The organism is Laspinema palackyanum D2c, from assembly GCF_025370875.1.
In the GTDB taxonomy this organism is placed as follows: domain Bacteria; phylum Cyanobacteriota; class Cyanobacteriia; order Cyanobacteriales; family Laspinemataceae; genus Laspinema; species Laspinema palackyanum.
In genome coordinates this window covers 1-19,333 of the sequence record NZ_JAMXFD010000037.1, presented here as the reverse complement: position 1 = coordinate 19,333, position 19,333 = coordinate 1, and the positions used below count along the sequence as shown (strand labels likewise).

Genomic DNA, 19,333 nt, shown 5'->3' with positions numbered 1-19,333 from the left:
AAGAACTCCCTTGGGTTCTGGGGAATCCGGAAACGACTGAAGTCGTTACTACGAACTGGGAGAAGAACTCCCTTGGGTTCTGGGGAATCCGGAAACGACTGAAGTCGTTACTACGAACTGGGAGAAGAACTCCCTTGGGTTTTGGGGAATCCGGAAACGACTGAAGTGGTTACTACGAACATCGGAAAGGACTTCAGCGGTACTGGGGAGGTGTTCAACTGTGAACCTCCTTCCTTGGATGGCTGTTTCGTCCTGGACAGGCGACCTGTTAAATTAAGTAGAGGTGGTGGCATACCACCGAAATTCACAAAATTGTCAATATGGAGTGCAATTATGGCGAGAGGTTCATTTGCCACAATGCAAGCTCAATCGAGTACAGAGGTGACGTTTTATTATGAAAACGGTCATACGGACTCATTTAAGGTTCCGGTTCCCGGACCCCAATTCCAGCAGCAGTTACCCCAGTTGTTAGCCCAACCCTGGATCACCTTTCATCTGATGGATAACACGATTATGGTGTCAACGGCTAAGGTGATTAAGGTAGAAATTAATCCACCTGTTCCAGAAATGCAAGGTCCCGGCGTTATCAATAATGGAGAACGAGTGACGACGATGCAGCGTGGGGCTACGGGACGTTTACCACAGAGTGGTTGAATTTTCAATCAAAGATTCAGGGAATTTTTGATTGGGGTCTGGGTCATGGCAGGGAGGGGATTCATCACTCTAAAATGTTTACCCCTTCCCGGTGTGGGTTGACTCTTTTTTAAAAAAATTAGCTTAGTTGATCTCATGACAATCGTTAGTTTAATGCGCGCCAACTCTTACGAAAAAGCTGTTCTCAGAGCGTCTATAGAGACTGTCTTAGCGCCTTTGGGGGGAATGGCTGCCATTGTCAAACCGGGCGATCGCGTGCTGCTGAAACCCAATTTGCTCACGGGGGCCCGTCCGACGAAAGAATGTGTCACTCGACCCGAAATTGTTTCCTGTGTGGCGGAAATGGTGATGGAGGTGGGAGGAAAACCTTTTTTAGGAGATAGTCCTGCTTTTGGAAGTGCGCGGGGGGTGGCGTTTGCCAATGGATATCAGGAGATTGTGGAACGATTAAGTTTGCCGATTGTGGAATTTCATGGCAAGCGATACCCCACGAATGCCACGGAATTTAATCAGTTACGATTGTCTAAGGAGGCAATGGAAGCGGATGTGGTGATTAATTTACCGAAGGTAAAATCCCATGTTCAATTGACGATGACGATGGGGGTTAAAAATTTATTTGGCTGTGTTCCAGGAAAGATGAAAGCCTGGTGGCATCTGGAAGCGGGAAAGGATGTGAATCGTTTTGGAGAAATGTTGGTGGAAACGGCGCGGGCAATTTCTCCAAATTTAACGATTGTTGATGGAATTATTGGCCATGAAGGGAATGGTCCGAGTGGGGGAGAACCTCGGCTGCTGGGCCTGTTGGCGGCGTCGGAGAATGTGTTTGCTTGCGATCGCGCCCTGTTAGAGGTGCTGAACGTCCCACCGGAACTCGTCCCCACTGCTGCGGCATCTTTACGATTGGGTGTCTGTCCGGAACTCGCAGAGATCCAGTTTCCTTTATTGAAACCTGTGGACCTCAAAATTGAGGATTGGAAGCTGCCAGATGCCCTAGTTCCCATTGATTTTGGAATGCCTCGGGTTCTCAAGTCTACGTTCCGCCATTTGTACATTCGGTTTATTAAGGAACCGATAAAATTGTATGGGAATCGGTAGCCGTAAGGCGTCGGGTTAGGATGAGATGACAGGATTAGAAACCCGGTTTTTAAGCGTTATTGAAACCCTAGGAAATCGGGTTTCTAACTGTTACTGACCCCGGCAAATTTAGGCTTCTCCAATTAAGGTAAATGCCGCCCAGTCTCGGGGGTTGGGATACTGTTCCATTGTGGTTAACATGGCGGTTCTGAGGGATTGAGCTTTATCACAGGTTTGCTGGAATTGGTGATAAAATTCATTCATAAAATCTAGGTTGGCGGTGGTGGGTGGCAACCACAGAGACATCAGTAAGCTGGGGACTCCAGCGGTGATAAAAGCTTGAGATAATTCTACGACCCCATCTCCCCAAATGCGACCTCTGCCGGTATCACAGCCACTCAAAACGACGAGTTGAGCTTGGAGATTTAAGTGGAGGATGTCATTAATGGTTAGGAGTCCATGAGTGTTGGGACTCGGTGCCAAGGCGATCGCCGATTGCAATCCTTCGATATCATCGAGAAACACATGGGTAGCCAGATGAATGATATCGGCAGAACGCATTTTTTGGAGGATCGCGGATTTGGTGGCGCGATCGCCTGTAATCGGTTGAGTTTTCAGAACCTGGGCGATCGCCTCGGCTTCCAGTTGAGTCCCCGGAATTTGTAGCAATTGCACCGGAGGTTCCCCAAATTCCAAACAAATGCTGGGCATGGTGGGGTTTCCGACGACAAGGCATTCTTGAGGAGATTCCAGGGTAGGACAGCAATAAAGGCTGCTATGACTGCCGACAGTCTGAAGGGCGAGTTCCCGTTCAAGGATGGGTTTTCGCTGGGAATGAGTGACCCCCAAGGCTTGAATGGAGGGGGCGGTGAGCAGGGTATGCTTTTCAATGGGATATTGACCGTTGGAATCGATTAATGCCGCAAAGGGAACCAGAAATAAGAAATCTTGGGGAATAATGGTCACCCGTTTTTGGGGGTCCTTGGGCAATAAATCGGCGATGGGTTCTAGGAGGATTTGATAGAGCAACTGGAGTTGCTGACGACAAAGCAACCGTTCGCGATCGCTATAGCCGACATTAATTAATTCCCGGACGCTGCGAACCGTCCCCGCTAGGGAGGTATTATCTTGGTACCATAACGATTGCAGGTCTACTTGACGAAAGCTAACTTTTCCCCCGGGCGAAATCACCCAAATAAAGAGTTCCGTGGCATAAGCATAGAGGGTATTTAGCCCGATTTGCAACCGGGACATTTCATAAAATTGTTGATAATCATAAATCAGGGAATAATAAACTAAAGTCGAATTTTGAGCTTTAGCGATTTGTTTAATTTTATAAAGACTCGGGGGTTTTACGGAGCCGTGGCACTTACCCTCTGGTCCTAATCGGGAGGCTAATAGATGCTCAACCGCTTTGGCTCGTCCTTGTTCTGCGACTTCTAAGGCAGATTCAGTTCTGCGTTGAATCACTAAAATTCGTTCAAAGCCTCGGTAAATATCCGGTTGTCCCTCATTCGCAAAAACGTTCATGCTTGACCCCTAAATTCAGCATTCAATGCGATCGCCTTGACCGTCCGGAAACGCCGCGTTATTTTTAGGCGATCGCTTCAATCATACTCGATTCCACCCGTTATGAATAGCTTGTTTTTAGGCTTTTTAGGCGGTTTTTTGTTGCGTTTTGTTGCGTTTTCACCGAGTTCGGGAGAGCGGGGTGGGGAACTCCGAAGAATTGAGGATTGCTGATGAGACCAAATCCGGTATTTGTAGGTTTGCACAAACCGAGAGATTTGTCGGGTTCAGCCACCGGGAGAGCAGATGTTTCAGGGCTTCTGTGCAGAGAAAAACCCGGTTTAAAAACTCGATGGAGTATTAGGAATCTTAATCAATTGAATGAGTCCAGTGGATTAGGTCCCTAAAATTATGGATTTTAGCCATAACGAAGGGATCTAACCCAGACTACAAATTTGTCGAACAATCAAACCCAGCAATATATAGAGAGATTTTAATGGGGGGATTGGCCCTAGGGGATCAGTGGGGGTTCCGGAGAGGATGGCTCGAAAATGGGAGCAACCGTGGGATTGGGGGTCGGCACAGCAGGGGACAAGGGTTTTGCAGAAAGGGTATTGGCGACCAAAACATACCCTAAGTAAGCAGGTAAAACCATCGAAGTCACAGCAGCGATCGCACCCACCACATTCAGCCATCCCGTAGCGGGTCCATAATGAGAGCGATAGGGGTCGAAATTGATCCCCTCCTGGTTGAGCATCGTCCGCCATGCGATCGCCCGCTTGAAGCGTACCCGGCGATCGTCCAGCTTTTCCAAAAGTGTCCAACCCGCCTGTAGTTCTTCCTCACACAATCCCTGGAAAATTTGGGGATCGCGAAACAGATCGAAACTCGCCCGCACGATTTTATACTCCCACTCCCCAATCTGGGAATCCCGAGATGACCCGACATTCGCCTCGGGCAAGGGGGGCCGCAAGGCAGCAATCACCGCAGTCACTTCCTCGGGTTTAGGCGGGACTGTAAATTGTTCTGCACTCTTGCCGCCATTGAGAGGCAAGGAAGTGGGTGGGTGTTCGACTTTTGTTAAATTTCGATGATTTTGATGATCCGTCACAAGTTCTTCCTCCTCCTGATCTTGTTGCCGCAAAAGCAGTTGCCGCCAGCGCAACCATCCCCCGGCAACCACTGCCTCAATGCCGAGACTTCCCACAAATACGCTCCACAACACAATGACTTGCATATTTTTCCTAATTCAAGGGCGTGAGATAAAGAATGAAGGATGAAGAATGAAGGATGAAGGATGAAGGATGAAGGATGAAGTCATTGTAGGGTGGGCACTGCCCACCTGAATTACTCTCACCCTTGAGCCTGACTCACCCAGGACGGTACAGGATTAGGGTGGGCTTTTTTCCCACCCTAGGCTATCAAAGAACCCGGTTATGGCTCTGGAGTTGTCCCTTAAAACTTCATCGTTTAGACTTCATCCTGATTCCTTCAGTTTTAAATACCCTTCAACTAAACAGTCTGTTCCGATCGTCCGCCATTTTACCCGGTCTAAGGTTAAGGCATCACCCATCTGAGTTAAGCCCAAATTTCCGACTGGCGAGGGGGCCGACTGACCCCCGACAATTTTGGGAGCAATAAACGCGAGAATTTTTTGGACTGCGCCATCTGCGATCGCCCGCGCTGCCAACAGTCCACCACATTCCCACAGAACTGAGAGAAACTCCCGCTGATAGAGGTACTCCATCGCGATCGCCGGAGTTAAGGGATCAAGCTCTATCACTTCAACGCCTTTATTCAAAAGCCACTGCTGCATATCCGGATTTGCTCCCTTCTGAGTCAGCACCAGGGTCCCTGCCTCGGAAACCTCCCACAGATGGGCCGACTCGGGCAAATCCAGGGTGCGAGTCATCACCACTCGTAAGGGGTTCTGAGTGCCGATATGGTGACTGGTGAGCTGCGGATTGTCCTGACGCACCGTATTTCCACCGATGATGACCGCATCACACACTGCACGCAGGGTATGCACTTCATGACGCGCTTCGGTACTGGTGATCCAGGTGCTGTGACCCGTGGTAGTGGCAATTTTGCCATCGAGGGTCATGGCATATTTTAAAATTCCAAAGGGACGATGGTAGATGACCCGATGGAGAAAGGCTTCATTCAGCTGGCGACAGGCTTCTTCTTCGACCCCTACCACCACTTCGATTCCTGCCGATCGCAGGCGATCGATCCCTCCACCGGACACCCGGGGATCAGCATCGACCATCCCGACGACCACCTTGGCGACTCTCGCCGCAATCAAGGCTTCGGAACAAGGGGGGGTGCGTCCATAATGATTGCAAGGTTCTAGGTTGACATAGACTGTGGCACCTTGTGCCTGTTCCCCGGCTCCTTGCAGAGCAAAGACTTCTGCATGAGGCTGTCCCGCACCGGGATGAAAGCCTTCTGAGATGATCTGGCCTTCTTTCACAATCACGGAACCTACTAAGGGATTCGGTGCAGTCTTTCCTAATGCAAGTTGAGCCAACTCAATACAGCGACGCATCATTGAGCGATCAAAGTCGCTAAACTCACTCTCGCCACTGGGGTTTGAGGGGGTGAAGTCTGGATTCGGGAGTCCTGGCACTTGAGGGGTCACGGGCAAATGTTCCTTGAACTGCTGTCACTAATGAAGCTTAACCCTGAGTGTATCGAAAAGACTGACGTTCCAACAGCCACGCAGTATAATCTAGTCGAAGCAAGGTTAAGTTTTGTAAAGTTAAAAGCTGATTAATCTATCATGGACAGTCAAAACCGTCAAGATATAAAACCAGCTAGGACCGGGCGATCGCCCCGAGTCGGTGGAAAGATGGCTAAACGGATTGGGCAATGGATGGCGATCGCAGCGCTTCAGGTGTTGAGTCTCCAAGCCAACCCTGTCCCAGGGGCGATCGCCCAGTTTCCACCGCAACAATCTAACCCCAAGGCTTCCACCGAATCCAAACCCCTTGACTCGGCGGCAGAATCATCGCCTAACTCTTCTACCACCGTAAGCCAATTATCTTTATTTCGGAACAATTGGCTATCGGAAGACTGGTTTTCTCCATATTTGAATCGTCCCGTCCGCCTCGATGGCAGGACCCTATTTCCCGTGGCTCCCATCGAACTAGCCGAGGGGTCGCGGGTAGAGGCGATCGAACGGCAACTCCAGCAGTTGCTCGAAGCAATTCAAACCGAACTAGAGCAGAATCCTCCGACTCAGAACCCGGATGGAACCTATTCATCCGCCGAGATTACCACCTTCATCAATCAAAATCTGCAAATTTACAACAATCCCCTGGGCGGTTTACCCGTCATTTATGCCCGGTGGGGGCGTCGGGAAACCCAACAAATTCGACTGCTAACCGTAACCGCTGTAGATGCCGAACGCTTAGGAATGCCGTTGGAAATGGTGGCCGATCGCTGGCAACAACAGATTCGCCAGGGACTGTTGCGAGCGTTGTTAGAACGTCAACCGGACTATCTCAAACAACAGGTCGTCTGGTCCGTCTCTATCGGTTTGGCGATGGTGCTATCAAGTTTGATCCTGTTTTACTATCAGCAACAATTTAAACGGAAACGGGAGCAAATCCACGCCACTCCTTATCCCCTCCCCCAGGAGAGACCCCCAGTCCCTCCCCGGGAAGTCCAGCATTCAGAGGAGTCGGTTCCCGTCGCCGAATCTGAATCCCTTGAAGTGCAGCAACAAACCGAATCCATGCGGGAGTTGCAGTACAAGATGAAGCAGCAGCAACAGCTCAATCTCAACGATATTCAGCAACGCTTGGCACAATTTGGGCAAGTCGTCATCTGGGGAGGCGGAACCTACAGCATTTTGGGCTTGTTTCCCATGAGTCGAGGCATCCAAGTTCTGATTTTGTCTTTACTTCCTGTTCCTTTACGGTTGCTGGGGGTGGTGTTGAGCACTTATGTGGGGGTGCGCCTGAGTGCGATCGCCATTGATCGGTTCTTTAGCGTCTTGCAAGATGGTAAATTAGTAGACTTGAATGCGTCCCGACGGTTGGCTTTGCGGTTTTCTACCTTTTCCGGCGTGTTTAAAAGTCTGACGGCCGCCGTTTGCATTAGTATCGGCATTCTCATGACTTTATCCGTGATTGGCCTCGATATTGCGCCGATTCTCGCCGGGGCTGGGATTATTGGTTTGGGGATTTCCTTGGCCTCTCAAAGTTTAATTAAAGATACGATTAATGGCTTTTTGATTTTGTTTGAAGACCAATATGCGATCGGGGATGTGATTCTGGTAGACAATGTAGGCGGACTCGTGGAAAATATGAATCTCCGCATTACCCAACTTCGCAATGGGGAAGGACAGTTAATTACGATTCCCAATAGTGCAATATCCATTGTCCGCAATCTCTCCAAAGAATGGGCAAGAGTGGATCTCACGATCACGGTCGCTTATCAGAATAATGTAGACCATGTGTTAGAAGTGCTACAACAATTATCCCTAGAGATTTATAGCGAACCCGAATGGCAGGAAAAAATGGTTGATCCCCCGGAAGTGTTGGGAATTGACCAGATTGATTACACGGGAGTTTTAATTCGGATTTGGATTAAAACTAAACCCCTGCAACATTGGAGTGTGGGGCGAGAGTTTCGCCGCCGGATGAAGATGCGGTTGGATCAACATGGAATTGCGATCGGTGTACCGCAACAATCCGTGGTGTTTCAGAGTTCATTGGAACTGTTGAAACAGGCGCGTAATGGCAATGGCGATCGCTCTCCTAAGATCCTGATGGGAAATTCTGATCATACTTCATCCTAATCCAGAATTGGTTTCGAGGGTCTCGGTACCCTAGACGGTTTGCAAAAACCGACGCCTATGAGGTACCTCATAACGGTGTGAACCGCCCTATCTACACAAATCCCCCACCTTGAACAGGTGGGGGATTTTTCAGCCCTAATATCAACCCAATTTAGGATAACCGGGCTTACTTACGCTGTTGATTTAAGTATTGAATCAGGTCATCCGACCCTCCAATATGCTTACCATTGATGTACACTTGGGGAACAGTCGTTGCTCCAGAAATAGCGCGTAAAGAACGGGTGGTGATATTGTCCTTTAAGACAATTTCTTCATACTCAAACCCATGTTCTTTAAGCGCCGCTTTAGCGCGAGCACAATAGGGACAACCTTCTTTTGTCAACAGAGAAACACATTCCGGTTTTTTCGCTTCCGGGTTGATATACTTGAGCATCGTCTCGGCATCGGAGACTTCAAAGGGGTCGCCCGCAACCTCGGGTTCGATAAACATTTTTTCGATGGTTTTATTTTTAACTAACATCGAGTAGCGCCAGGAACGCTTGCCAAATCCCAGGTCTTCTTTGTTGACGAGCATTCCCATTTGTTCTGTGAATTCGCCATTCCCATCGGGAATGAAGGTGATATTATCGGCTTTTTGTTCTTTTTTCCATTCATTCATCACAAATGGGTCATTGACGGAAACGCAGATAATATCATCAACGCCATTGGCTTTAAAAGTCGCCGCTAATTCATTGTAGCCCGGAACGTGAGTGGAGGAACAAGTGGGGGTAAATGCGCCCGGTAGGGAAAAGACGATTACGGTTTTTCCAGCAAATAGCTCATTGGTGGTGAGCGTTACCCATTCTCCATTTTGACGACTTTTTAAGGTAACGTCCGGAACGGTTTGCCCTTCACGATTTTGTAACACGATAGATTCTCCGAGTTGGTGATTTAGTAATGGATGGCCGAATTTAGAGTTAATTCAGACAACAAAATCCCTCGTTTTTTGGGCTAGAGTTGATAAAACCCCAGGCAACGGTGAGTCGCTTTCATTTCTGTAAGGGTGGAAAAGAAAGCTGGGGATTTGATGCTTCACTATTGTAGCGAATCTCCGCGACGGTTCAAGTATTGGGGAAGGGTAGGGGCGATCGGTGGCGGAAGGCGATCGCATTATGTCTCACGCTCCTTGACAAAAATCCACATTGGAGGTAAAAGCGTCTTAGTGAATAAATTGCAATAAGTCGCGCTGTTGCCAGAGCATTAAGATACCTGTAATTGCCATTGTTGCCAGTGCAAGCTGACGAAAGTGCTGGTTACTCATGCTGCGAAGCACATAGCGACCCAGGAGGTTCCCGGGGGCCGCAGCGAGTCCGATCGCCAATCCATATCCCAGGTACTGCGGTGTCATCGCACCAAAGGCCAAATAAATCACAATCTTGACAATATGAATCACCACCACATTAGCGGCTTTAGTGGCAATCATTTCTTCTTTGACTAATCCATATTTGAGGTAAAGGGGATTTAACAGGGGACCGCTACTACCGATCAGTCCAGAAATAAAGGAATACAGAAATCCGGCAGGTAAAAAATACCAGGTTGCAATGCGGAAACTACTTTCTTGTTTTTTCAGCCCAAAACCGACTACGCTCAAAATCAAGAACAAGCCGATCACAAGTTGCAGCCATTCTAGGTTCATTTGGGTAAACAAATACGCACCTAAAATCGCCCCTAAAATCGCCCCGGGTAGGTACCAGAAAGTAATTTTCCAGTTGATATCCTTCCAAAATAAAACGATCCGTTGCGAGTTTCCCAGCAACATCCCAATGGTAATCACGGGTGCCACTGCGCCAGACCCCAGCAAAAGGTTAACCAGTGGAATTAAAAGAAGCGGACTGCCTGCGGCTGCTAAGGTACTGGTAAACCAGGACAGGAAACTAGCTAAGGTTAACCAAACAAGGAGTATGGACACGAATGGAACGGCTGTTAAAGTTCTTTATGTCTTATTCTCCCATCTTTAACCGAATTTTAACCTCGGAAGTTTCCCAAAAGGAGTCGGTTTTGGAGGGAAGTCACGCCGTCTGGGAAGAAAGGCAGTTGAATAGACCTCTTGCATACATCTCTGAAGCCCCCGTGACTAAAACATTTATTCCTCTGGCTTCCCCTTCTTAAGGGGGATGGGAGGGGGATCCGAGTTTCCGAGTCAGCCCTAAATGTAGGGGCGATTCGCGAATCGCCTCTACATTTAGGCTTCAATGTGACAGATAGGGAGGGACCTCTTTTGGCTTGATCCCTGTGGAAAGGGAAGTTTCCCTACTTTTAGGGTTGGCCCTCCAAACTATGAACATAAGAGAACGACTGAAGTCGTTACTACGAACTTAAGAGAACGACTGAAGTCGTTACTACGAACTTAAGATCGGATTTATTTATCCTCCGATGAACCGTTTGATAAAGTCCAACTTATTTTTATAAGGGGGGTAGCGGAAATCTAAATCAAAGTGGAAGGACTTTTCTAATACACTTTTCCGATGAGAAAAGGTATCAAAACTGGCTTTGCCATGATAAGCTCCCATGCCACTTTCCCCGACGCCTCCAAAGGGTAATTCAGAAACCCCCAGATGCATGATGGTATCGTTGAGGCAAACGCCACCGGAAGAGGTTTCTCTGAGGACTTGTTGTTGCTTTTGTTTATCGTTGGAAAATAGATAGAGGGCGAGGGGTTTGGGTTTTTGGTTGATGAGGGCGATCGCCTCGTCTAGTTTGTCATAGTCCAGAACCGGCAGAATTGGCCCAAAGATTTCCTCTTGCATAATTGGGGAGGTGAGGGAGATGCCGTCGATGACGGTGGGCGCAATGTAGCGATCGCCTGCATCCGTCTGACCCCCAACCAGAATTTCTCCCTCTTGGAGTAACCCCTGTAGGCGATCAAATTGTTTATGATTAATAATCCGCCCATAGTCCGGATTATTGGCGGGGTTTTGACCATAAAATTCAGTAATCGTGCGTTCAATTCCGGCTAACAAATCGCGTTTAATCCGCCGATTGACCAGGAGATAATCCGGGGCGATACAAGTTTGACCGGCATTCATGAATTTGCCCCAAACAATCCGCTTGCAAGCGGTGGGTAGGTCAATATCTGCCTCGACAATACAAGGACTTTTTCCGCCCAGTTCTAGGGTGACGGGGGTGAGATGTTTTGCCGCCGCTTCCATGACAATTTTGCCAATTTGAGTCCCCCCGGTAAAGAAGATATGGTCAAATTTTTGAGATAATAAATCTTGGGAAGCCTCTACCCCGCCTTCCACTACGGCAATATAACTCGGGTCGAAGGTTTTGCGGATTAAGTCAGCGACCAGGCGCGAAGTATGGGAAGAAATTTCGGAAGGTTTTAAGGTGACACAGTTCCCGGCAGCAATTGCTCCAAGTAAGGGAGAAATAGTGAGCTGAAAGGGGTAATTCCAAGGGCTAATAATCAAAACCACACCTAACGGATCGGGATAAATCCGCGCCACACTCGGGAATTGGTCGATAGGACGGGCGACGGTTTTAGGTTTGGCCCAGGATTTAAGATGTTTGAGGACATAATTGACTTCTCGAATGACGCCAATTTCGGTTAAATAGGCTTCAACTTCTGACTTTTTCAGGTCTTTATTCAGGGCATTGATGACGAGTTCCTTGCTATCAATAACGGCTTGTTTTAGCCGTTCCAGTTGTTCGATGCGAAAATCGAGGTCTTTGGTTTTACCTGTGGCAAAGAATTGGCGTTGAGCCTCAATCACGTCAGGAATGCGGGATGTGGTCAGCATGAAGGATATCCTTAATTGATGGTAGAGGTGAACCCAGGGCAGTCGCCCCTCTTCTATTGTATCTATTCTAGTGGCTGTGGGAGGGTTGCCGACCTTTAAGCTAATTTCCGGATTGATAAAAAGATGTTATCCTCGGGAGTTGACGACAGGGATAAACAACCGGGCTTCCCCTCTGGGTACTGTTACAAGGGGGTTTTCGCCAGAGAATTCTTGGGAGTTTCTGTTGGTGGAAAAGGCTGTAACCATTGCTGGGACTGCTGAATGGCATGGTTTAAAGCGGTCTGATAGGCGGTGATTTTTTTGGCGACTAAGGGATGTTTACTATGTGTGGGAGGGACGGATTGCAGGAGTGCGATCGCCTCTTGCCATTGAGAGGCGATCGCATTCCAGTCATAGAGGGAAAAGGCGGATTTTGTGAGTTGGCTGGCCGTTGCTGCCGTAGCAACAGCGCGCTCAAAGGGGTCGGTTTGCCGGACTTGTTGTCCGGCGTCAGCCAGATTGACCTGGGATTCGGCTAAGAGTTGTTCCGCCACGGCACTTTTAGCATGGCTGGGAGGGACGCTTTTGAGATGAGCGATCGCCTTTTGCCACTCCCCCCTCACGGCTTCCCATTCCCCCATTGAATTCGCCGTTTTTTCCAAATTTCTGGCGCTTTCTACTTGGGCGACTGCCCGATTATAGGGGTCTATCTGGGCAATTTGCTGATGGACCTCAGTGAGATGACTTTCATATTCTGTGATTTTGGGGGCGGCTAAGATTGCCTTGTCATCATCGGGGGAAATACTCACTAACAGGGCGATCGCCTGTTTCCACAAGAGGGACACACTCTCCCATTGTTCCATCGTTGAGGCGGTTTCAGCCCGTTGTTTGGCTTCTTCGGCTTTAGCCATTCCCTGATAAAAGGGGTGAAATTGCCAGAGTTGTTGTTGAGAAAAGGTGAGATTTCTCTCATACTCAATCCGTTTTTGTTGGACCAGGGAATACTCGGGATAGGTGGGGGGAATGATCTGCAACTGCGCCACTGCGTCATTCCAAGCTTGTACGCCTTCGGTCCAGTCGCGTTTATCAACGGCAAGGCGGGTGAGTTGTGAGGCGCGTCCTCCTTTGATGAGGGCCGGTTTCAGGGGGTCTAATCGGTCAAATTGCTGGCGGGCATAAGTGAGGTTTTTTTGATAGACGGGGATTCGTTGTTGGGCAAAATCCCCGTGATAATGTTCCTTTGATACCGTTTCCAAGCGGGCGATCGCCTCTTTCCAATGCTGTGCCACTCTATCCCACTCTTCCCATGTCCTCGCACTTTGGGTTAAATTAGCCGCTGCCGTTGCCTGAACGATTGCCTGGGAAACGGGGTCGGGATTTTCCTTAGCCGACTCGGAAATCGACTCTGCCGAAGGTGCAGCAGTTGCCGTGAACAGGTTGCTATGATCACATCCGGCAACCATTACAGATACCAGGGCCAGCATAATCGAGGGCAGGGATACCCCCAGGCAGGCGGGGGAGATGCCATTAAATGGGGACAGACTTCGCAGTTGCATAACCTGATTGGAGAAGGAGCTGGATAGAGGCAATTGATGCTCTTTAGTCTGGTTTTAGCGCGCTCGCAAGGCGATCGGGTCACTCCCAGCAATTTTTATGCCTTTCGACGTATATCTACCTCCATCTCTAGGTGTTATAGATTTATCTGGGCAGTGATTACATCTATCTATAGGCATAAATTTTATCGGTCCTCTCACGCCCCAAGTGCAAAGGAAGGGGGAGAGTTTTTAAACGGCGATCGCTGGAAATACTCGATTCAGGTCCAGGATTAATTCCTCAAACCCAGGAATAGAAACCGTTTCATTCGGTAACTTGACTTGTTTTTGCCGATAGTCAAAGGTTCCGGTTAATTTTTGATAAGGATTCGTATAAATTTCTAGTTGCTTTTCCAATAAATTGACAATCCAATAGTCTGAAATTCCCGCTTCAGCATACAAGGGTAATTTCACCTGGCGATCGTAGTCCAAGGAAGAATCGGCAATTTCAATCACCAGCAAAATATCATCCGGCATCGGATGATGGGAAATGTAGTTATCCTCCCGGTTTCTTACCAGGGTAAAATCGGGTTCCGGTTCGCTATGATTCGGTAGGGTAATCGGGTCCTGACAGCGGATGGTAGCACGGTCTTCCAGTAACTTAAAAAGTTCCCGAATTAAAAGACTACAACACACGGCATGAGGTTTTCCTTTCGAGACCATCTGGATTGCTTCTCCTTGAATTAACTCAGTGCGATCGCCTTCCTGGAAAAAACCCAGTTCGATGAGACGGTGATACTCTTCTATGGTAAAGCGTTTGGCTGTAGCTAGGGTCATAGGAGTGAGGGAGTTGACGACTCTTGTTATTCTACCATAGCCTTTCCCAAATTTTAATTCTTCCGTTACAATTAAACCAGTCAAATTAATCGACTCAATTTATGAAACGAATTGTTTTAATTGCCGGATTTGAATCATTTAACGCTGACTTGTACCGGCAGGCAGCACAGGTGGCAATTTCACGATGTCCGGAGTTAGATATTCGGGTCTTTAGTGACAGAGACCTCACCGCCAAACCCGAGGAGGTCGCAACCGCCCTTCAAGAGGCGGATGTATTTTTTGCCAGCTTAATTTTTGACTATGATTGCGTCATCGGGTTGCGGGAAAAAGTTCGGCAAATTCCCATTCGGTTGGTTTTCGAGTCGGCGTTGGAACTGATGAGTTTAACTCAGTTAGGAAAATTTGCGATCGGGGACAAACCCAAAGGAATGCCGAAACCTGTGCAATTTATTCTGAGTAAGTTCTCTAGTGGCAGAGAAGAAGATAAACTCGCCGGATATATTAGTTTTCTGAAAACTGGACCAAAACTGCTTAAATATGTCCCAGTTCAAAAAGTTCAGGACCTCCGCAATTGGCTAATTATTTATGGCTATTGGAATGCGGGAGGTGCAGAGAATGTCGCCGCCATGTGTTGGACGTTAGCAGAAAAATATCTAGGATTAACCGTGGGGGAAATTCCGCCTCCGGTAGAGACTCCTAATATGGGATTACTCCATCCCAATTATTCCGGTTATTTTGAATCCCCCCGCCAATATTTAGACTGGTATCGCACTCAACATTCATCTTCAGACTATCCCGTTGTGGGAATTCTCCTCTATCGCAAGCACGTTATTACTCAGCAAGCTTATATTCCTCAATTAATTAGACAATTTGAACAAGCAGGATTAATTCCGCTGCCAATTTTTATTAATGGAGTTGAGGGTCATGTTGCGGTTCGAGATTGGATGACTTCCGCTGATGAAACCCAGCAACGACAGCAGGGAAACAACACAACTCGGTCCTTATCGGCAGAAGCAGTCGAAGTGGATGCCATTGTTTCTACTATTGGATTTCCCTTAGTCGGAGGTCCGGCGGGTTCAATGGAAGCGGGACGGCAAATTGAAGTAGCGAAAGGTATTTTGGCGGCTAAAAATCTCCCTTATTTTATCGCAGCCCCGTTATTAATTCAAGATATTCATTCCTGGACTCGCCAAGGGATTGGCGGATTGCAAAGTGTTGTTTTATATGCTTTGCCTGAACTCGATGGGGCGATCGATACCGTTCCCCTTGGTGGTTTAGTTGGGGAAGAGATTTATCTGATTCCCGAACGAGTTAAGCGGTTGACAGGACGGATTAAATCCTGGATTGAACTGCGAAGAACACCCCCAGCAGACCGCAAAATTGCGATTATTTTATATGGATTTCCCCCGGGTTATGGCGCAACGGGAACCGCTGCCTTACTGAATGTCCCCCGCAGTCTCATTAATTTCCTCCAATCCCTCAAAGATAGCGGTTACACCGTTGGGGATTTACCGGAGGATGGGGAAGAGTTAATCCGACGGGTTAAGGTGGCCGATGAGTCACCAATGGAGACAAAATTAATGCGATCGCAAGGCACTATTCCGACTAAAGTCAATGTCAAAACCCTGGATAAATGGTTAGGATATCTCCTCACCCGGCGGATTGAGAAGCAGTGGAAATCTCTGACGGAAACCGGCATCAAAACCTACGGCAATGACTATGCGATCGGGGGGATTCAGTTGGGCAATATTTGGATTGGAGTCCAACCGCCTCTCGGCATTTCCGGGGACCCAATGCGGTTAATGTTTGAACGGGATATGACTCCTCATCCTCAGTATGCCGCCTTCTACAAATGGCTGCAACATGATTTTAAGGCCCAGGCATTGGTACATTTTGGAATGCATGGCACCGTGGAATGGTTGCCTGGATCTCCCCTGGGGAATACGGGATATTCTTGGCCGGATATTCTCTTGGGAAATCTACCGAATCTCTATATTTATGCCGCAAATAATCCATCAGAATCGATATTAGCCAAGCGCCGAGGATATGGGGTCTTAATTTCCCATAATGTGCCCCCTTATGGTCGGGCGGGATTGTACAAGGAGATGGTATTGCTGCGGGAATTGATTGGGGAATATCGAGAAGACACGGGGAAAAATTCTGCATTGCGAGAGGCGATCGCCAAAAAAATTGTCGATATTGGCCTGGAAATGGACTGTCCCTTTGCTGAAGCCAAAAAATTAGGTATTGACTTCACCCCGGAAACAGCAAGAATGTTTAGTGCTGAAGTGTTAAACGCCTATTTTATCACCATTTATGACTATTTACAAGTCGTCGAACAAAGGTTATTTTCGTCCGGACTGCATACCCTGGGAGAGACTCCCAATACAGCCGCATTAAAGTCTTATCTCGATGCCTATTTTGACCAAGACTTTGAAGAGAAACTGGTAGAGGAACTCGCCAGCGGAAACAGTCCAGAATCCCTCTCTCAACTCATCCAAAATCCCCATGAAGCGGTGCAAATTTGCCAATTATTAAGGCAAACTTCCGACGAAATGACCAATCTCCTGCGCGGATTAAATGGGGAATATATTCCCCCTGCACCCGGTGGGGATTTATTGCGCGATGGACCGGGAGTTTTACCCACGGGACGGAATATTCATGCCTTAGACCCCTATCGAATGCCCTCCCCTGCTGCCTATAGTCGAGGGCGAGAAATTGCCCAAAAAATCATCGCCCAACATCTGGAAGAAACTGGGCAATATCCGGAAACCGTCGCCGTCATGTTATGGGGATTAGATATTATTAAAACTAAGGGCGAATCGTTAGCCATTTTGTTAGAATTAGTTGGGGCGGAACCCATCAAAGAAGGAACTGGACGAATTGTCCGCTATGAACTCCAACCCCTAGACCAAGTAGGACATCCGCGCATCGATATTTTAGCCAATCTATCCGGCATTTTCCGCGATAGCTTCGTCAACATTATCGAACTGCTGGATGATTTATTTTTACGCGCTGCTGAAGCAGATGAACCCGAAGACCAAAACTTTATCCGTAAACACGCTTTAGCTTTAAAATCCCAGGGAATCGAGAATGTTTCCGCCCGCTTATTTTCTAATCCTGCTGGAGATTTTGGGTCTTTAGTCAATGACCAAGTTATTGAAAGTAATTGGGAATCTGGGGATGAATTAGCCCAAACCTGGCAAAGTCGAAACGCCTTTAGTTACGGACGAAAAGACAAAGGTCAAGCGCGTCCGGAGGTGTTGCAACAGTTACTTAAAACTAGCGATCGCATTGTCCAAGAAATCGATTCCGTCGAATATGGACTCACGGACATTCAGGAATATTATGCCAACACCGGCGGATTAAAACGGGCCGCCGAAACCCAAAGCGGCAAAAAAGTCACCGCCAGCTTCATCGAAAGTTTCTCCAAAGATACCACCCCCCGCAAATTAGAAGACCTGTTACGCTTAGAATATCGCACCAAACTACTCAACCCGAAATGGGCCGAATCAATGGCAAACCAAGGGTCGGGTGGCGCTTATGAAATCTCCCAACGGATGACTGCCTTAATCGGATGGGGAGGGACGGTTGATTTTAAAGATAACTGGGTGTATGATGGCGCATCAGAAACCTACGCTTTCGACTCGGAAATGGCCGATAAACTGCGAAAAGCTAATCCCGAAGCGTTCCGCAATATTGTCGGCAGAATGCTAGAAGCGCACGGACGAGGATTCTGGAATCCCGACTCGGAGAAGCTAGAAAAACTGCAAGCGTTGTACAGTATAACTGAGGATGAAATCGAAGGCGTGGGAATGGATTAAGATGAATGATTAATCGGGGATAAAACCAGATTATTCCCGGTTTTTTGATAATAAAAGAAGCCTAAAAATTGGCATTCACATTTAATTGAGTTTTAGATAAATCATGAATTCTGATAAAATTGCCGAATTTTTTAATGGAATTATCTCCCTAATCGAGGCCGTAATCTGGCCTGCTTTTGCGGTATTTTTCGTAGTTTACTTTGGAGACTCTTTAAAGAAACTCATCAATACCATCAGTCAATTCACCTTAAAAGCAGGGCCATCGGGAGTGGAGGCGAGTCTTACCCGGCAACTGGAATCAGCGGCCATGCTGGGTGCAGCATCGGGACAGAAGAAATCGAGTCAAGAGTCCTCAAATAACGGTGAAAATGCCGATGCAAATCAGGAATCTCGAAAAATTATTCAGGCGATCGAGCGCGTTTCTGATCCCAAAATTTCTGAGGAATTGCTGACTAAAAAGGTGCTGTGGGTGGATGATTGTTTGGAAGAAAATACTTATGAGCAAAAAGCCTTAGAAGTCTTAGGGGTTCAATGCAGTTTTTCTCGGAATACCGAAGAGGCGATCGCCCAAATAAAAGCGAGTCCCTATCATGCAGTCATCTCGGATATTGACCGTCCCCCGGACGATCGCGCCGGTTACACTTTGCTGGAAGAACTGCGGCGATCGGGCTATTATATGCCTTATATCCTCTACGATCGCACCATCCTCCCTGAACATCAAAGGGAAGCGAAGCGACTGGGTGCAAATGGTTGTACCACGCAACCCACGGAACTCTTTGAAACCATCATTTCTGCTTTAGTGGGCGATCGCAATTAACCCAGGCGATCGCATCCCTAAACCCCCAGCCAAATTCTGCTATAATTCAGTCAGGTTTTATTGAAAATTACCCAAAATCCATGATAAAATCTGTGACTAAAACCCGACGTACTCACCAACCTCTAGGATTTATTTTCCTCGTGAGTCTCGTCAGTTTATTCCACGCCGATCGCCCATTACAGTCCCAATCCATCCCTCTTTCTCCCGAATACCAAGCGGCATTAGCTGCCCTGAATATTCCCGTAGCTGTTCCCACCTACATCCCCGAAGGATTTACCCTTTCTCAAATTAAAATAAACCTCTGTCCCTCGGATATTCCCCAACGCGGCGAATGTCGAGAAGGAACCTCCTATCAGATTATTTATCGAAATCCCGAAAATACCTGTTTAATAATTGAGGCCATTGGGGGAGGACTAGGCGGACCGGATAGTGAATTTCATTACTTACGGTTCGCTCATTTTTGACCCTACTCCCTGAGATAGGAAACCATAAGTGAAGGCTCACCACAAGTGGCAGGG

Annotated in this window: 15 protein-coding genes; 7 read left to right on the top strand and 8 right to left on the bottom strand. The window is 47.8% G+C overall.

Going from position 1 to position 19,333, the window contains the following annotated elements:
* The first annotated feature begins 333 nt into the window (after nt 1-333).
* The gene (locus NG795_RS25945) at nt 334-654 is read left to right on the top strand and encodes a hypothetical protein (RefSeq protein WP_367291497.1); all 321 of its coding nucleotides are present in this window, start codon (nt 334-336) and stop codon (nt 652-654) included.
* Between the two features lie 135 nt (nt 655-789).
* Nucleotides 790-1,749: an Npun_F2552 family protein gene (locus tag NG795_RS25940; RefSeq protein WP_367291496.1), complete on the top strand. Its 960-nt coding sequence runs from the start codon at nt 790-792 to the stop codon at nt 1,747-1,749.
* 108 nt (nt 1,750-1,857) lie between these two features.
* Here the strand turns inward: NG795_RS25940 and NG795_RS25935 are convergent, their stop codons facing one another.
* The 3 genes from NG795_RS25935 to ribD form a co-directional block, all read right to left on the bottom strand.
* A complete protein-coding gene (locus tag NG795_RS25935; RefSeq protein ID WP_367291495.1) occupies nt 1,858-3,258 on the bottom strand; it encodes a CHAT domain-containing protein in 1,401 nt (466 codons plus the stop codon).
* 490 nt (nt 3,259-3,748) lie between these two features.
* Entirely contained in the window at nt 3,749-4,474 is a 726-nt protein-coding gene (locus tag NG795_RS25930) for a hypothetical protein (protein ID WP_367291494.1), read from the bottom strand.
* A 240-nt stretch (nt 4,475-4,714) separates the two neighbouring features.
* Nucleotides 4,715-5,788, bottom strand: coding sequence for a bifunctional diaminohydroxyphosphoribosylaminopyrimidine deaminase/5-amino-6-(5-phosphoribosylamino)uracil reductase RibD (gene ribD / locus NG795_RS25925; protein ID WP_367291516.1), 1,074 nt, complete (start codon nt 5,786-5,788; stop codon nt 4,715-4,717).
* 231 nt (nt 5,789-6,019) lie between these two features.
* On the opposite strand from ribD, the gene NG795_RS25920 reads away from it, so the two are divergent.
* Nucleotides 6,020-8,044, top strand: a complete 2,025-nt coding sequence (locus NG795_RS25920) for a mechanosensitive ion channel family protein (RefSeq protein ID WP_367291493.1) — start codon at nt 6,020-6,022, stop codon at nt 8,042-8,044.
* A gap of 166 nt (nt 8,045-8,210) precedes the next feature.
* On the opposite strand, the gene NG795_RS25915 is transcribed toward NG795_RS25920, so the two are convergent.
* Nucleotides 8,211-8,951: a glutathione peroxidase gene (locus NG795_RS25915; RefSeq protein WP_367291492.1), complete on the bottom strand. Its 741-nt coding sequence runs from the start codon at nt 8,949-8,951 to the stop codon at nt 8,211-8,213.
* 159 nt (nt 8,952-9,110) lie between these two features.
* On the opposite strand from NG795_RS25915, the gene NG795_RS25910 reads away from it, so the two are divergent.
* On the top strand, nt 9,111-9,263 hold the full coding sequence (locus NG795_RS25910) for a hypothetical protein (RefSeq protein ID WP_367291491.1): 153 nt from the start codon (nt 9,111-9,113) through the stop codon (nt 9,261-9,263).
* Here the strand turns inward: NG795_RS25910 and NG795_RS25905 are convergent.
* The 4 genes from NG795_RS25905 to NG795_RS25890 all read right to left on the bottom strand — a co-directional run bounded on the left by NG795_RS25905 (nt 9,243) and on the right by NG795_RS25890 (nt 14,174).
* The gene (locus tag NG795_RS25905; protein WP_367291490.1) at nt 9,243-9,992 is read right to left on the bottom strand and encodes a sulfite exporter TauE/SafE family protein; all 750 of its coding nucleotides are present in this window, start codon (nt 9,990-9,992) and stop codon (nt 9,243-9,245) included. The genes NG795_RS25910 and NG795_RS25905 overlap by 21 nt on opposite strands.
* 454 nt (nt 9,993-10,446) lie before the next feature.
* Entirely contained in the window at nt 10,447-11,826 is a 1,380-nt protein-coding gene (locus tag NG795_RS25900; RefSeq protein ID WP_367291489.1) for an aldehyde dehydrogenase, read from the bottom strand.
* Nucleotides 11,827-12,008: 182 nt separating this feature from the next.
* Nucleotides 12,009-13,361, bottom strand: a complete 1,353-nt coding sequence (locus NG795_RS25895; RefSeq protein ID WP_367291488.1) for a hypothetical protein — start codon at nt 13,359-13,361, stop codon at nt 12,009-12,011.
* 228 nt (nt 13,362-13,589) lie between these two features.
* On the bottom strand, nt 13,590-14,174 hold the full coding sequence (locus NG795_RS25890) for a Uma2 family endonuclease (protein ID WP_367291515.1): 585 nt from the start codon (nt 14,172-14,174) through the stop codon (nt 13,590-13,592).
* Nucleotides 14,175-14,275: 101 nt separating this feature from the next.
* Between NG795_RS25890 and bchH the strand changes: the two genes are divergently transcribed.
* From bchH to NG795_RS25875, 3 genes are all read left to right on the top strand, one after another.
* Nucleotides 14,276-17,998, top strand: coding sequence for a magnesium chelatase subunit H (gene bchH / locus NG795_RS25885; RefSeq protein WP_367291487.1), 3,723 nt, complete (start codon nt 14,276-14,278; stop codon nt 17,996-17,998).
* Between the two features lie 103 nt (nt 17,999-18,101).
* A complete protein-coding gene (locus NG795_RS25880) occupies nt 18,102-18,815 on the top strand; it encodes a response regulator (RefSeq protein ID WP_367291486.1) in 714 nt (237 codons plus the stop codon).
* An 80-nt stretch (nt 18,816-18,895) separates the two neighbouring features.
* A complete protein-coding gene (locus NG795_RS25875) occupies nt 18,896-19,279 on the top strand; it encodes a hypothetical protein (RefSeq protein ID WP_367291485.1) in 384 nt (127 codons plus the stop codon).
* Nucleotides 19,280-19,333 lie beyond the last annotated feature (54 nt).

Bases quoted from the DNA above. Each gene is read 5' to 3' on its own strand.
- NG795_RS25940 (WP_367291496.1), top strand. From the start codon at position 790: ATGACAATCGTTAGTTTAATGCGCGCCAACTCTTACGAAAAAGCTGTT.
- NG795_RS25895 (WP_367291488.1), bottom strand. From the start codon at position 13,361: ATGCAACTGCGAAGTCTGTCCCCATTTAATGGCATCTCCCCCGCCTGC.
- NG795_RS25930 (WP_367291494.1), bottom strand. From the start codon at position 4,474: ATGCAAGTCATTGTGTTGTGGAGCGTATTTGTGGGAAGTCTCGGCATT.
- ribD (WP_367291516.1), bottom strand. From the start codon at position 5,788: ATGATGCGTCGCTGTATTGAGTTGGCTCAACTTGCATTAGGAAAGACT.
- NG795_RS25890 (WP_367291515.1), bottom strand. From the start codon at position 14,174: ATGACCCTAGCTACAGCCAAACGCTTTACCATAGAAGAGTATCACCGT.
- NG795_RS25945 (WP_367291497.1), top strand. From the start codon at position 334: ATGGCGAGAGGTTCATTTGCCACAATGCAAGCTCAATCGAGTACAGAG.
- NG795_RS25920 (WP_367291493.1), top strand. From the start codon at position 6,020: ATGGACAGTCAAAACCGTCAAGATATAAAACCAGCTAGGACCGGGCGA.
- NG795_RS25910 (WP_367291491.1), top strand. From the start codon at position 9,111: ATGCTTCACTATTGTAGCGAATCTCCGCGACGGTTCAAGTATTGGGGA.
- NG795_RS25880 (WP_367291486.1), top strand. From the start codon at position 18,102: ATGAATTCTGATAAAATTGCCGAATTTTTTAATGGAATTATCTCCCTA.
- bchH (WP_367291487.1), top strand. From the start codon at position 14,276: ATGAAACGAATTGTTTTAATTGCCGGATTTGAATCATTTAACGCTGAC.
- NG795_RS25900 (WP_367291489.1), bottom strand. From the start codon at position 11,826: ATGCTGACCACATCCCGCATTCCTGACGTGATTGAGGCTCAACGCCAA.
- NG795_RS25875 (WP_367291485.1), top strand. From the start codon at position 18,896: ATGATAAAATCTGTGACTAAAACCCGACGTACTCACCAACCTCTAGGA.
- NG795_RS25935 (WP_367291495.1), bottom strand. From the start codon at position 3,258: ATGAACGTTTTTGCGAATGAGGGACAACCGGATATTTACCGAGGCTTT.